This is a genomic window from Streptomyces sp. NPDC054047, assembly GCF_055585065.1.
Map to the genome: position 1 here is coordinate 155,827 of NZ_JBVJKV010000014.1, position 12,416 is coordinate 168,242.

12 protein-coding genes are annotated in these 12,416 nt (G+C 70.6%); 4 read left to right on the forward strand and 8 right to left on the reverse strand.

Annotated features, from left to right (window positions below):
- Positions 1–531 precede the first annotated feature (531 nt).
- Together ACZ6ZP_RS37760 and ACZ6ZP_RS37765 are read right to left on the reverse strand one after the other, a co-directional pair.
- Positions 532–942, reverse strand: coding sequence for a VOC family protein (locus tag ACZ6ZP_RS37760; protein ID WP_469410222.1), 411 nt, complete (start codon positions 940–942; stop codon positions 532–534).
- Positions 943–947: 5 nt separating this feature from the next.
- Positions 948–1,790 carry a trans-aconitate 2-methyltransferase gene (locus ACZ6ZP_RS37765; protein ID WP_469410223.1) on the reverse strand — a complete coding sequence of 281 codons (843 nt, stop codon included), beginning with the start codon at positions 1,788–1,790 and terminating at the stop codon, positions 948–950.
- 250 nt (positions 1,791–2,040) lie between these two features.
- Here ACZ6ZP_RS37765 and ACZ6ZP_RS37770 point away from each other — a divergent pair, with 250 nt between their 5' ends.
- On the forward strand, positions 2,041–2,538 hold the full coding sequence (locus ACZ6ZP_RS37770) for a MarR family winged helix-turn-helix transcriptional regulator (RefSeq protein WP_351162962.1): 498 nt from the start codon (positions 2,041–2,043) through the stop codon (positions 2,536–2,538).
- Here the strand turns inward: ACZ6ZP_RS37770 and ACZ6ZP_RS37775 are convergent.
- Positions 2,497–3,273, reverse strand: a complete 777-nt coding sequence (locus ACZ6ZP_RS37775) for a response regulator transcription factor (RefSeq protein WP_351162960.1) — start codon at positions 3,271–3,273, stop codon at positions 2,497–2,499. The genes ACZ6ZP_RS37770 and ACZ6ZP_RS37775 overlap by 42 nt on opposite strands.
- A gap of 272 nt (positions 3,274–3,545) precedes the next feature.
- Here ACZ6ZP_RS37775 and ACZ6ZP_RS37780 point away from each other — a divergent pair, with 272 nt between their 5' ends.
- Positions 3,546–4,001, forward strand: coding sequence for a GNAT family N-acetyltransferase (locus tag ACZ6ZP_RS37780; protein ID WP_366463711.1), 456 nt, complete (start codon positions 3,546–3,548; stop codon positions 3,999–4,001).
- Between the two features lie 32 nt (positions 4,002–4,033).
- On the opposite strand, the gene galK is transcribed toward ACZ6ZP_RS37780, so the two are convergent.
- Genes galK through galT form a run of 3 tightly spaced genes read right to left on the reverse strand, consistent with a single transcriptional unit; the run spans position 4,034 to position 7,235 of the window.
- The gene (gene galK, locus ACZ6ZP_RS37785) at positions 4,034–5,188 is read right to left on the reverse strand and encodes a galactokinase (protein WP_366463712.1); all 1,155 of its coding nucleotides are present in this window, start codon (positions 5,186–5,188) and stop codon (positions 4,034–4,036) included.
- A gap of 20 nt (positions 5,189–5,208) precedes the next feature.
- Positions 5,209–6,162: a UDP-glucose 4-epimerase GalE gene (gene galE / locus ACZ6ZP_RS37790; protein ID WP_469410224.1), complete on the reverse strand. Its 954-nt coding sequence runs from the start codon at positions 6,160–6,162 to the stop codon at positions 5,209–5,211.
- Positions 6,159–7,235, reverse strand: coding sequence for a galactose-1-phosphate uridylyltransferase (gene galT, locus ACZ6ZP_RS37795; RefSeq protein ID WP_351162949.1), 1,077 nt, complete (start codon positions 7,233–7,235; stop codon positions 6,159–6,161). The genes galE and galT overlap by 4 nt, the downstream gene beginning before the upstream one ends.
- A 193-nt stretch (positions 7,236–7,428) precedes the next feature.
- Here galT and ACZ6ZP_RS37800 point away from each other — a divergent pair, with 193 nt between their 5' ends.
- Positions 7,429–9,111, forward strand: coding sequence for a sodium:solute symporter family protein (locus ACZ6ZP_RS37800; protein ID WP_351162947.1), 1,683 nt, complete (start codon positions 7,429–7,431; stop codon positions 9,109–9,111).
- A gap of 24 nt (positions 9,112–9,135) precedes the next feature.
- Positions 9,136–9,429, forward strand: coding sequence for a hypothetical protein (locus tag ACZ6ZP_RS37805; RefSeq protein ID WP_469410225.1), 294 nt, complete (start codon positions 9,136–9,138; stop codon positions 9,427–9,429).
- Between the two features lie 34 nt (positions 9,430–9,463).
- Here the strand turns inward: ACZ6ZP_RS37805 and ACZ6ZP_RS37810 are convergent, their stop codons facing one another.
- Both ACZ6ZP_RS37810 and ACZ6ZP_RS37815 read right to left on the reverse strand, forming a co-directional pair.
- Positions 9,464–10,189, reverse strand: coding sequence for a helix-turn-helix transcriptional regulator (locus ACZ6ZP_RS37810; protein WP_351162942.1), 726 nt, complete (start codon positions 10,187–10,189; stop codon positions 9,464–9,466).
- A 281-nt stretch (positions 10,190–10,470) separates the two neighbouring features.
- A complete protein-coding gene (locus ACZ6ZP_RS37815; RefSeq protein ID WP_351162940.1) occupies positions 10,471–12,369 on the reverse strand; it encodes an outer membrane protein assembly factor BamB family protein in 1,899 nt (632 codons plus the stop codon).
- Between the last annotated feature and the right edge of the window lie 47 nt (positions 12,370–12,416).

Consider the following 12,416-nt stretch of genomic DNA (forward strand, 5'->3'; position numbering starts at 1 on the left):
GTGGGCGCCCCCTCCGAGACCGCCGCTTCGCGGCAGATGTCTCCCTCCCACCCACCCGATCACCCCGCAGCGAGCACGCGGACTGGTGGGGTGATCCCTGAGCATCCGCCGCCACGGGGTAATCGGGGGGCGCCCCCTCCGAGACCGCCGCCTCGCGGCAGATGTCTCCCTCCGGCCCACCCGATCACCCCACAGCGAGCACGCGGACTGGTGGGGTGATCCCTGAGCATCCGACGCCACGGGGTAATGGGTGGGTGGGCGGGGGCATCCGCCGCGAAGCGGGGGTTCAGGTCGAGACGGGCGCAAGGCATCGGGCACTGCCGGGCGCCCGGGTGGGTGGGCGGGGGCATCCGCCGCGAAGCGGGGGTTCAGGTCGAGACGGGCGCAAGGCATCGGGCACTGCCGGGCGCTCGGGTGGGTGGGTGGGGGCATCCGCCGCAAAGCGGGGGTTCAGGTCGAGACGGGCGGAAGGCATCGGGCACTGCCGGGCGCTCGGGTGGGTGGGTGGGGGCTTCCGCCGCGAAGCGGGGGTCAGGGTGGAGTGGGAGGGGCCCCCTCCAGGAACTCCAGGCGGTTGCCCACCGGGTCGTTCGTGTAGAAGCGGCGGTGGCCCGGCAGCGCGTCGTCCCACGTCACCGGCGCGCCCCGCGAGGCAAGCCGCTCCGCGTACGCGGTGATGTCCCGCACCCGCAGCCCCGGATGCGCCTTCCTCGCCGGGCGGAAGTCCCCCTCTATCCCGAGGTGGAGCTGCACGGCCCCGGCCCCCGCCCCCGCCCCGGCCCCGGCCCCGGCCCCCGCCAGGAACCAGCACCCGCCCCGCCCCACCAGCGCCCCCGGCTTCGGGATCTCCGTCATGCCCAGCACCCCGCAGTAGAACGCCCGCAGCTCCGGCTCGCTCCCCGGGGGAGCGACCAGCTGGACGTGGTCGATGCCAGTCAGCATCCGGCTCAGACCTCCCTCCGGGCCACTCCGAAGACCCGGCGGAAGGGGAAGACCGTGCTGCCCCCCGGCCCCGCCGGGTACGCCTTCCTCAGCAGCTCCCCGTACTCGGAGAGGAACTCCCGCCTCGCCCCCTCGTCGCCCGCCAGGGCCGTGAGCACAGGCCGCAGGCCCGTTCCCTTCACCCAGTCCAGGACCGGGTCCGCCCCCTCCAGCAGGTGCAGGTACGTCGTCTCCCAGACGTCCGCCTCGCACCCCAGGGAGACCAGCCGCTCCAGGTAGGCCGTCGGCGGGAGCACCGCGTCCGCGTGGCGGAGCCGGCCGCCGAGCCGGCCGCGCCAGCGCTCCGACTCGCTCAGCTCCCGCATCAGGACATGGCTCGGGGCGTCGAAGTTGCCGGGCACCTGGAAGGCGAACGTGCCGCCGGGGGCCAGCGCCGCGATCCAGGCGGGGAAGGAGTCCGGGTGACCCGGCACCCATTGCAGCGTCGCGTTGGACAGGATCAGGTCGTACGTTTTTGCGGGCGGCGCCCAGTCCGCCGCGTCCGCCGCGGCGAAGTCCAGGCGGCCACCGCCGGAGGTGGGGCCCGCGAGGCGCTCCGCCTGCTCCAGCATCTGCGGGGAGTTGTCGAAGCCCGTGACGTGCGCCGTGGGCCAGCGCTCGGCGAGCAGGCGCGTCACGTTGCCGGGGCCGCAGCCCAGGTCCGCGATGCGCGGCGCACGCCCTTCGGCGGCGGGCAGTTCGGGGACGCGGGCCAGCAGGTCCACGAAGGGGCGGGCGCGGTGGCCGGAGTGGCGCAGGTACTGGCCGGGGTCCCAGGTGGGGGCGGGGCTACCGGAAGCGGCGGGCATCAGAGGGCCTCCTCGGGCCAAGGGGCAAGGGGCATGGGGCAAGGGGCAGGGGGCAGGGGGCAAGGGGCGAGCGGTAAGGACCTCGGCGTCGCACAGACTTCGTGCACGCTTCGGACCGGCGTCACGTCACCTTCGTACCGGCGTCACATCGCTTCGTACCGGCGCCACGGACGTCGTATCGCCATCCTGAACCCCGAAGTATCTTGACGTCAAGAGACTTCATGTCGACAGACCCCCTACACTGATCGTCATGGAGGACGAGGTCGACCGTCTGGTCGCAGCATGGCGCCGGGAGCGCCCCGACCTCGACGTGGAACCACTCGAGGTGCTCAGCCGCGTCAGCAGGCTCGCGCGGCATCTCGACAGGGCCCGTCGCCTCGCGTTCTCCGAGCACCATCTGGAGCCGTGGGAGTTCGACGTACTGACGTCGCTGCGGCGCGCGGGCGCCCCCTACCAGCTCTCCCCCGGACAACTCCTGACCCAGACCCTGGTGACCTCCGGCACGATGACCAACCGCATCGACCGGCTCGCGAAGAAGGGCCTGGTCGAGCGCCTTCCGGACCCCAGCGACCGGCGGGGCGTGCTCGTGCGGCTGACCGAGGAAGGGCAGGACCGCGCCGACCAGGCACTCGCCGGGCTCCTCAAGCAGGAGCGGGCGATCCTGGCCGAGCTCTCGCGCGGACAGCGTGGCGAACTGGCCGCGCTGCTACGCCAGTTGACCGCCCCGTTCGACAACATCCCCGGCTAGGTCGACCGGCCCGACCCCTGCCCTGCGCGCCAGCGCGACGGCCGCGAGCGTGGAGTGGACGCCCAGCTTCCCCAGCACGTTCTGCATGTGCGTACGCACCGTGTGCGGGGAGAGGAAGAGGCGCTCGGCCACGGCCTTCCTGCCCAGGCCCGCCACCATGCAGCGCAGCACCTCGCGCTCGCGCGGCGTCAGGGACTCCACCAGGCGCTCGGACTCCGTGCGGTGCTTGCGCGCGGCGGTCAGCTCACGCAGGACGCCGGTGAGCAGCGCGGGCGGCAGATGGGTCTCCTCCCGCAGCACTCCCCGTATGACCGTCAGGAGCCGGGAGAGCGAACAGTCCTTGGCGACCCAGCCCGAAGCGCCGGCCTGCAGCGCGAGAGCGGCCCTGCGCGGGTCGTCCTTCTCGGCGAGCACGACCGTGCGGACCATCGGCTGGCCCGAACGGACCCCGGCCACCAGGGAGATGCCGTCCACCAGAGCGTCCGCGTTGCCCTCCTGCACCGAAGGTGCGGGGCGCACGCCCTGCACTGCGCTCGCGGAGGCGCCCAGATCGGCGTCGACGAGCAGCACGTCGTATCTGCGCCCCTCGGCTATCGCCCGCTCCAGGCAGCGCAGCGCGGCCGGACCGCTGCCCGCCGCGGACACGTCCACGTCGGGTTCCGCCGCCAGGGCCGCTGCGAGCGACTCGGCGAAGATGCGATGGTCGTCGACGACCAGGACTCGGATACGAACCACTGAAACCCCCTTCCCCAAGCTCTCCTCGGAGAGCAGGGGATGTCCCCGTCGAAAAGACGTCGGAGGACGTACGGTGCGGGCACGACACTCGGAGCGGGGGTCGCCGCAGTCGCCCGGCCGCCGCCGGACTGGACCACTACCCCCACGCCGGGTGTCGTACCCGACTGTCTCGCCCCCTGATCAGTGCCGGCCCCCACCGGCACTGCCACTCAGAGTAGGGCCGCACGGCAGGAGCGGAAGGTAATTTACAGAACTGACTGGCCAGCGCGTTTATGGTGAGCCGTATGTTTCGTATTGAGACAGGAGTCGACAAAGACCGGTTCGCTCTGCTCCTTGCCGGGCTCCAGGACGCGAACAACGCCGCGTCACCCGTGATCCGCGCACTGCGCGGCACCCCGCAGGACCGCGAAATACCGCTGGCCGTCTGGCTGCTGGAGCGCACGGAGGGCCTGGTGGGCGGCCTCGCCGGGCACACCTGGGGCCGCTGGCTCCATGTGGACCACCTCTGGGTCAGCGAGCACCACCAGGGGGCAGGCCTGGGCGCGCGGCTGCTCGCCGAGGCGGAGCGCATCGCGCGCGAGGAGCGGGACTGCCTCAACTCCCGTGTGGAGACATGGGACTTCCAGGCGCCCGGCTTCTACCGCGGGCAGGGGTACGAAGTGGTGGCGGTGATCCCCGACTACCCCGAGGGCGCGAAGGAGTTCACCCTCACGAAGCGGCTGGGGTAGCCGGGGGCTGGATCAGCCGGGGCCGGGGAAAGTCAGCTCTCCCGGCGCGCTCCCGTCGACGGGACCGCCGGGAACACCCGCGGGGCCGTGAAGCCCGCCGAGGCGAACGCCTCCAGGATCGTCTTCGTCACCGGCTCCGCGTCCACCTCCTCCACCAGGACGATCGCCGAGCCGCCGAAGCCGCCGCCCGTCATCCGGGAGCCGATCGCCCCGGCCGCGTTCGCGGTGGACACCACCAGGTCCAACTCCTCGCAGGAGATGCGGAGATCGTCGCGGAGCGAGGCGTGGCCCTCGGTCAGGACCGGGCCGATCGCCCGGACCTCCCCCGCGTCGAGCAGGCCGATGACCTGCTCCACCCGGTGGTCGTCCGAGACGATGTGGCGTACGTAGCGGCGGATCTTCTCGTCCGTCAGCTTCTCCAGGGCGGCGGGGAGTTCGGCGTACGGCACGTCCCTCAGGTGGGAGACGCCGAGGACGCGCGCGCCCTCCTCGCAGCCGGCCCGCCGCTCGGCGTACGCCCCGTCGCCCAGCTCGTGCTTGACCCGGGTGTCGACGACGAGCAGCCGCAGGCCGTGCGCGGCGAGGTCGAAGGGGACCTGCCGTGTCGTCAGGTCCCGGCAGTCCAGGTGCAGGGCGTGGCCCTCGGTGGCGCACGCGGAGGCCATCTGGTCCATGACACCGCAGGGCACGCCGACGAAGGCGTTCTCGGCGCGCTGGGCCAGGACCGCCAACCCGGGCCGGTCCAGGCCCAGTTCGTACAGGTCGTTCAGGGCGAGTGCCGTGACGACCTCCAGGGCGGCCGACGAGGACAGGCCCGCCCCCGTCGGCACGGTCGAGGCGAGGTGGATGTCCGCGCCCCCGGAGACCTCGTGGCCCGCGTCCCGCAGCGCCCACACCACGCCCGCCGGGTAGGCCGCCCAGCCGCCCTGGCCGTACTTCGACAGGGGTGTCAGCTCGTCGACGCGCAGCTCGGCGACGGGAGCGTCGATGTCCGCCGAGTGCAGCCGCAGCACGCCGTCGGTGCGGCGCGCCACCGCCGCCACCGCGGTGTGCGGAAGGGCGAGCGGCATCACGAAGCCCTCGTTGAAGTCCGTGTACTCGCCGATGAGGTTGACCCGGCCCGGCGCCGACCAGACCCCGTCCGCCTCGTACCCGTACAACTCGGCGAACTGTCCCGCTACGTCCATCAGTTACCCCTTGATACCGGTCAACGCCGGGCGAATGCCCACGCGTCGGCGACGATGCCCGCGAGGTCCGCGCGGGACGGATTCCAGCCGAGCCGTTCCCGCGCGGTGGCCGCGGACGCGACGAGGACCGCCGGGTCGCCGCCGCGGCGCGGGGCCATGACCTCGGGGATCGGGTGTCCGGTGACCTTGCGGACGGTTTCGATGACCTCGCGCACGGAGAAGCCGTTGCCGTTGCCGAGGTTGCAGATCAGGTGCTCGCCGGGGGCGGCCGCCTCGACCGCCAGGAGGTGCGCCTGCGCGAGGTCCGCGACGTGGATGTAGTCGCGGACGCAGGTGCCGTCCGGGGTCGGGTAGTCGTCGCCGAAGACGTTGATCGCCTCGCGGCGGCCCTGCGCGACCTGGAGGACCAGCGGGATCAGGTGCGACTCGGGGTCGTGCCGCTCGCCGTACTGGCCGTACGCCCCCGCCACGTTGAAGTAGCGCAGGGAGACCGCGGCCAGGCCGTGGGCGGTGGCCTCACCGGTGATCATGTGGTCGACGGCGAGCTTCGACGCGCCGTACGGGGAGGTCGGGGCGGTCGGGTCGGTCTCGGTGATGGGGGTGCTGACCGGCTCGCCGTACGTCGCCGCCGTCGAGGAGAAGACGAGCCTGCGGACCCCGGCGTCGCGCATCGCGGCGAGCAGCGCCATCGTGCCGCCGACGTTGTTGTCCCAGTACTTCTCGGGCTTCACGACGGACTCGCCGACCTGCGAGAAGGCGGCGAAATGCAACACGGCGTCGAAGGAGGAGTCCAGCCACTTGGCGGCATCGCGGATGTCGCCCTCGACGAACGTCGCGCCGGCCGGGACGCCCTCGCGGAATCCGGTGGAGAGGTTGTCCAGGACGGTCACCTCGTGCCCGGCCTCGATCAGATGCTGGGCCACCACGCTTCCCACATAGCCCGCCCCGCCGGTGACCAGGTACTTACCGCTCATGAACTCGCTACCTCTCGCAGTCGCTGGGCCGCGGCTTCCGGCGGCACGTCGTTGATGAACACGCTCATGCCGGATTCGGAACCCGCGAGGAACTTCAGCTTGCCCGAAGTGCGGCGAATGGTGAAAAGCTCGAGGTGGAGCGCGAAGTCGTCCCTATTGACCCCTTCGTGCTCGTCGAGCGCGCCGAACGGTGCCTGGTGCCACGCCGCGATGTACGGAGTGAGCGCCTGGGCCCCGGTCCCGCCCTCACCTTCGCCGAAGATCCGGTCGAAGCGCCTCAACAGTTCCAGATAGACCTGGGGAAACTCTGTGCGCGCGGCTTCGTCGAGCCCGAGCAGGTCCGGCACCCGGCGCTTGGGGTAGAGGTGCACCTCGTACGGCCAGTGCGCGGCGCGGGGGACGAACGCCACCCAGTGCCCGGTCTCCAGGACCACCCGCTCGGCGGCCGACTCGTCGGCCACGACGTCGTCGAAGAGGTTGCGGCCCGTCGCCTCCTTGTGCGCGGCGAGCGACCTCAGCATCAGGGACGTGCGCGGGGTGACGAAGGGATAGGCGTAGATCTGGCCGTGCGGGTGGCCCAGGGTCACGCCGATCTCGGCGCCGCGGTTCTCGAAGCAGAACACCTGCTCCACGGAGGGCAGGTGCGAGAGCTCGGCGGTCCGGTCGGTCCATGCCTCCAGGACGAGTCCCGCCTGCTCCTCCGTGAGGTCGGCGAAGGACGAGTCGTGGTCGGAGGTGAAGCAGACGACCTCGCACCGTCCGGCGTCCCCGGCCAGCGAGGGGAAGCGGTTCTCGAAGACCACCACGTCGTACGAGGAGTCGGGGACCTCGCTCAGCCGCTCGCCCGCGGAGGGGCACAGCGGGCATTCGTCGGCCGGCGGGTGGTAGGTGCGGCCCTGGCGGTGCGACGCGATGGCGACCGCGTCGCCCAGGAGCGGGTCCCTGCGGATCTCCGCCGTGGTGGCGATGGGGTCCAGGGGCCTTCGGTCGATGGCGTCGCGCACCGCGTCGTCGCGCGAGTCGTAGTAGATGAGCTCACGACCGTCTGCGAGACGGGTCGAGGTCTTCTTCACGTCCGGGGCTCCTCACCAACACCCACCCAACATAACCGAACATAACAAATCACAAGGCAACAGCGGCGTCAATGCGGTCGGAGCCATGGGTCCGATCACAATCCAACAAAGAACACCAACAGAAGTCTTCAGTTATTGAAGTGAGGAGCGTAGGTTCCGGTCTGATCAGTTCGCGCAACGAAGCGAGTTCCCCATGCAGTCCCCCACACAGACCCTGGCCGAGGGGCTTCGGCTGCCCACCAACGGCCTCGACTACGCGATCCTCGCGATCTACTTCATCGTGGTCCTCGGCATCGGCTTCGCCGCCCGGCGCTCCGTGAAGACCAGCCTCGACTTCTTCCTGTCCGGCCGCTCACTGCCCGCCTGGGTCACCGGCCTCGCGTTCGTCGCCGCGAACCTCGGCGCCACCGAGATCCTGGGCATGGCCGCGACCGGCGCCCAGTACGGCGTCGCGGTCGTCCACTGGTACTGGATCGGCGCCATCCCCGCGATGGTCTTCCTCGGCCTCGTGATGATGCCGTTCTACTACCGCAGCAAGGTCCGCTCGGTACCCGAATACCTGCTCCAGCGCTTCGACAAGTCGGCGCACCTGCTGAGCTCGGTGCTCTTCGCGTTCGCCGCGATCCTCATCGCGGGCGTGAACCTCTACGCCCTGTCGATCGTCGTCGAGGCGCTGCTCGGCTGGCCGCAGTGGGTGGCGATCGTGGTCGCCGGCTTCTTCGTCCTCGCGTACATCACGATCGGCGGGCTCTCCTCGGCGATCTACAACGAAGTGCTCCAGTTCTTCGTGATCCTGGCCGCGCTCATCCCGATCTGCGTCATCGGCCTGAAGAAGGTCGGCGGCTGGGACGGTCTGTCCGGCTCGATCGAGAAGTCGCACGGCGCGGACTTCATGAGCGCGTGGGGCGGCACCGGCATCGGTGACGCCAACCCGCTGGGCGCGAACTGGCTGACGATCATCCTCGGCCTCGGCTTCGTGCTCTCCTTCGGCTACTGGACGACCAACTTCGCCGAGGTGCAGCGCGCCCTGTCCGCGAAGAACCTCTCCGCCGCCCAGCGCACGCCGCTGATCGCCGCCTTCCCGAAGATCTTCATCGTCTTCCTGGTGATGATCCCGGGCCTGGTCGCGGCCGTACTCGTCCCGAAGATCGGCACCGCCGGTTCGGACCTGACGTACAACGACGCGATCCCCTACCTGATGCAGGAGCTGCTGCCCAACGGCGTGCTCGGCATCGCGGTGACCGGTCTGCTCGCGGCGTTCATGGCGGGCATGGCGGCCAACGTGTCGTCCTTCAACACCGTCTTCACGTACGACATCTGGGCGAAGTACGTGGTCAAGGACCGCGAGGACGGCTACTACCTGAAGTTCGGCCGCGTGATCACCGCCATCGGTGTCCTCGCCTCCGTCGGAACGGCCTTCATCGCCTCGTCGTTCTCGAACATCATGGGGTACCTCCAGACGCTGTTCTCCTTCTTCAACGTCCCGATGTTCGTGGTCTTCATCATCGGCATGTTCTGGAAGCGGGCCTCGATGAAGTCCGGCGTGTGGGGCCTGCTCGCGGGCACGACCGCCGCGATGGTCAACTACTTCTACATCTACAAGCAGGGCGTCATCGACATCCCGACCGACCAGGGCGCCAACTTCGTCTCGGCGATCGTCGGCTTCGTGGCCGGAGCCGTGGTGATGGTCGTGGTCACGCTCTTCACCGCGCCCAAGCCGGAGGCCGAACTGGCCGGTCTGGTCTACGGGACGGCGTCGCCCGGCCTGGAGGAGCCGCCCGCCGAGGGCGACGACGCCTGGTACCGCAAGCCCGCGCTGCTCGGCTGGGGAGCGATCGTGCTCGCCGCGCTCTGCTACCTGCCGTACTCGCTCTAACCCCGATCGGAGGTCTGGAAGAACATGTCTGAACTGCGACGCGAAGTCTCCGAGCTGGAGGCCAAGTCCGCCACGGCGGCTCGCCTCTTCGACATCCGGCGGATCATCGGTGGCCTGTTCGTCGTCTACGGGATCATCGTGACGATCGCCGGAATCTCACCGTCCGACGCCGACCTGAAGAAGGCGGAGGGCATCAGCATCAACCTGTGGACGGGCCTGGCCATGCTGGCGCTCGGGCTCTTCTTCCTCGGCTGGCTCTGGCTGCGCCCCACGGTGGCGCCCGCCGAAACGCCCACCGAGGCGGCGGAAGAGAAGTAACGCCGGAGAAGTAACCCTTGAGCGGGGCCCGAGTTCACTGTGCCGGTGACTCGGGCCCCGTCGGCGTCTCCGTGTCGTTCGCGTAGGCCGCGGCGGGCCGCTCCGCCCGGTCGAGCAGGCCGGTCCGCGCGGCGAGCGCGGCGGCCTCCAGGCGGGACCCGACGCCCAGTTTCATCAGGACGCGCTGCACATGCGTGCGCGCCGTGCTGGGCGCGATGCCCATCCCGGCGGCGATCAGCCGGGTGTCCTCGCCGTCCGCGACCCGCACCAGGACCTCGACCTCGCGCGGCGTCAGCATCTGGAGCAGGCGCTGCCCCTCGTCGTCGGGCTGCGCTGCGGGGTTGAGCAGTTCGCTGAACGCGCCCTGGAGCAGCTGCGGGGCGACGGCCGCCTCGCCCGCTCTCGCCTTCATGATGGCGCGCTCGACGCCCTCGATCCGCTCGTCGTGGCGTACGTACCCCGAAGCCCCCGACGCGAAGGCCGCGGCGATGCCGCGCGGGCTGGGCACCGGGCCGAGCACCACCACGGCGACCTGCGGACGCTCCCGCTTGATCTTCACCACCGGATCGAACATCCCGGGCTCCGCGGGCGTCGCCGTACCGAGCAGGCAGACCTCGGGAGCGCGGCTGATGACCAGCTCCGCCGCCCCGGCCGCGGGCGCGGCCGCGGCGAGCACACGGTGCCCGCGCAGCTTCAAGGCCGAGGCGAGTGCCTCGGCGAGCAGTCGGTGGTCGTCGACCACCATGAGTCGCACACCCATCGAGCAACCCCCCACCTTCCCCCACGGATCCCCCACGGATCGAGGGCCCCCCGGCCCCGCACCCACTCATCCCCCGGAAGCTACACGCTTGTTCGACGTCGCGCGCCCCCTACCGGCGATAAGCGGCCCGGAATGCCCAAATCCCGGCCATGTACGGGTGAGGGGGAGTACACGCGTACGGAAGACGCGCGGGGAATCGCGGGGGAAAGCGGGGAGAACGCAGCGGCCCCGCTCCTCTTCAGGAACGGGGCCGTCCGGTGCGTACGCGGAGGTCACACGGGTTACTTGGCGACGAACCCCAGGGCCGTGTACTCCTTCTCGTCCTTCGAGTACGGCTTGCTGATCAGCTCCTTGCCGAGGTACAGCCTGCCGTTCCCGTAAAGGAGTTCGTTCGATTTCGGGACCATGCTGCTGATCGCGCTGCCGACGGACTCGGCCGCGGGGGTCTCCAGGAGCTTGGTCTCCTTCATCGTCTTGCCGTTGAGGGAGACGACCTGGGCGCCCTTGTTGTAGCCCGCGTCCTTGTACGCCAGGATGTCGCCGCCGTCCATGCGGATCGGGAACATCTCGCCGTCCTCGCCCGCGTCGGCGCGGTCGCCGGTGGTCTTGCCGGTGGCCAGCGAGAAAGCGATGATCTCGTTCGTCTGGCTGTAGCCGTCACCGCCGCCGTCGTGCTGACGGGTGGGGACGTAGAGCTTGTCGTTGCCGACGGCCAGCGCGGTGCACGCGTAGATGACGTTGACCTCGCAGTCGTGGTCGTACTTGCCGTCGGGCAGCGAGATCTTGGCGCGGAGCTCGCCCTTGTCGTCGATCGAGAAGACGTCCGTGACGCCGCTCGCGGTGATCTCCTGGGTGTCCTGGCCGAAGACGACCGGGCGGGTCGAGATGATCTTGGCGTTGTCGACGCCCGGCGTCACCGGGTAGGTCCACTTGACCTTGCCGGTCTTGGAGTTGAGGAGCTGGACCTTCAGCTTCTCGTCGCCGTAGTCACCGCACTTCTGGACGACGACGAGCTGCTCGCCGCCGGCGTAGCCCTCGTCCTGGCACTTGTCGCCCACGGTGGGCTCCCACAGGTGGTCGCCCGTGGTGAGGTCGAAGGCCGCGCCACCCGCGCTGGAACCGGCGGCGACGGTGCTGCCGCTGATGGTGACCTCTTCGACGCGGGCGGCCGAGCTGCCCTCGTCGATGGTCTCGGTCCAGAGCCGCTTGCCGCTCTTCAGGTCGATCGCGGAGATCTGCGAGCAGGTCTCGTGGTCGCCCTCCTTCTTCCGCTTGGCCTCTTCGTACGCGACCGCGGCGATGCCGTCCTTGGTGACCTCGCGCGATCCCGCACACGTCTGGCCCGCGAGCGGCAGCGTCCACAGCTCCTTGCCGTCGGTCGGGTCGTAGCCCACGATCTCGTTGACGCCCGCCTTGGCGTACACGTCGTCGGTGAGCCAGGAGCCCTTGATGCTCCAGACGGCGTCCTTGGGGACCTCGGGCTGCGGGAGCTGCATGGAGACCGTGGCGCTGGTGTTGGCCGGGACCTTCTCCGTGCCGGGGCCGCTCGGGCCCTGCTCGTTGCCGCTCTTCTCCTCGCCGCCCTTGCCGTCCTTGCCGCCGGTCGAGCCCTCGGAGCTCGCCTCGGTGTTGTCCTTGTCCGACGTCGTGGCGTAGATGACGCCGCCGCCGACGATCAGGGCGATCGCGACGACCGCACCGATGATGATCTTCATCTGGCTGCTGAGCTTCGAACCGCCGCCCGAGCCCGCGGCGGCAGGCGCCATCGGCATCGTGCCGGGCTGCTGGTAGGCGCCGTAGGGCGGCTGCTGCCCGTACGGGAGCTGCTGGCCGTAGGGCTGGGTCGGCTGGCCCGGGTAGCCGTAGCCCTGGGGCTGGCCGGGGGGCGGGGTGCCGGGGGCCTGCGGCGCCTGCGGGTAGCCGTAGTTGGGCTGGCCCTGCGGCGGCGGAGGCGGCGTCTGCGGCGGGCCGACCTGGGGCTGACCCGCGGGCTGCGTCGGCGGCTGGGCCGGCGGCGGGGTCTGCGGGTAGCCGTACGACGGGTTGTTCGGCTCGGGAGCCTTGCCGAAGCCCACCGGCGGGGGGTCCTGGGGGGCGCCGAAACCGCCGGGCGGGGGGTCCTGGGGAGCGCCGAACCCGCCCTGCGGGGGCTCGTTGGGCGGCTGGGGCGGCTGGGTCATGACGTCGATTCCTTGGGGACGAGAGGTGAACTAGGCGACAAAGGGGG

Bases quoted from the DNA above. Each gene is read 5' to 3' on its own strand.
- ACZ6ZP_RS37760 (WP_469410222.1), bottom strand. From the start codon at position 942: ATGCTGACTGGCATCGACCACGTCCAGCTGGTCGCTCCCCCGGGGAGC.
- ACZ6ZP_RS37765 (WP_469410223.1), bottom strand. From the start codon at position 1,790: ATGCCCGCCGCTTCCGGTAGCCCCGCCCCCACCTGGGACCCCGGCCAG.
- ACZ6ZP_RS37770 (WP_351162962.1), top strand. From the start codon at position 2,041: ATGGAGGACGAGGTCGACCGTCTGGTCGCAGCATGGCGCCGGGAGCGC.
- ACZ6ZP_RS37780 (WP_366463711.1), top strand. From the start codon at position 3,546: ATGGTGAGCCGTATGTTTCGTATTGAGACAGGAGTCGACAAAGACCGG.
- galK (WP_366463712.1), bottom strand. From the start codon at position 5,188: ATGGACGTAGCGGGACAGTTCGCCGAGTTGTACGGGTACGAGGCGGAC.
- galE (WP_469410224.1), bottom strand. From the start codon at position 6,162: ATGAGCGGTAAGTACCTGGTCACCGGCGGGGCGGGCTATGTGGGAAGC.
- ACZ6ZP_RS37800 (WP_351162947.1), top strand. From the start codon at position 7,429: ATGCAGTCCCCCACACAGACCCTGGCCGAGGGGCTTCGGCTGCCCACC.
- ACZ6ZP_RS37805 (WP_469410225.1), top strand. From the start codon at position 9,136: ATGTCTGAACTGCGACGCGAAGTCTCCGAGCTGGAGGCCAAGTCCGCC.
- ACZ6ZP_RS37810 (WP_351162942.1), bottom strand. From the start codon at position 10,189: ATGGGTGTGCGACTCATGGTGGTCGACGACCACCGACTGCTCGCCGAG.
- ACZ6ZP_RS37815 (WP_351162940.1), bottom strand. From the start codon at position 12,369: ATGACCCAGCCGCCCCAGCCGCCCAACGAGCCCCCGCAGGGCGGGTTC.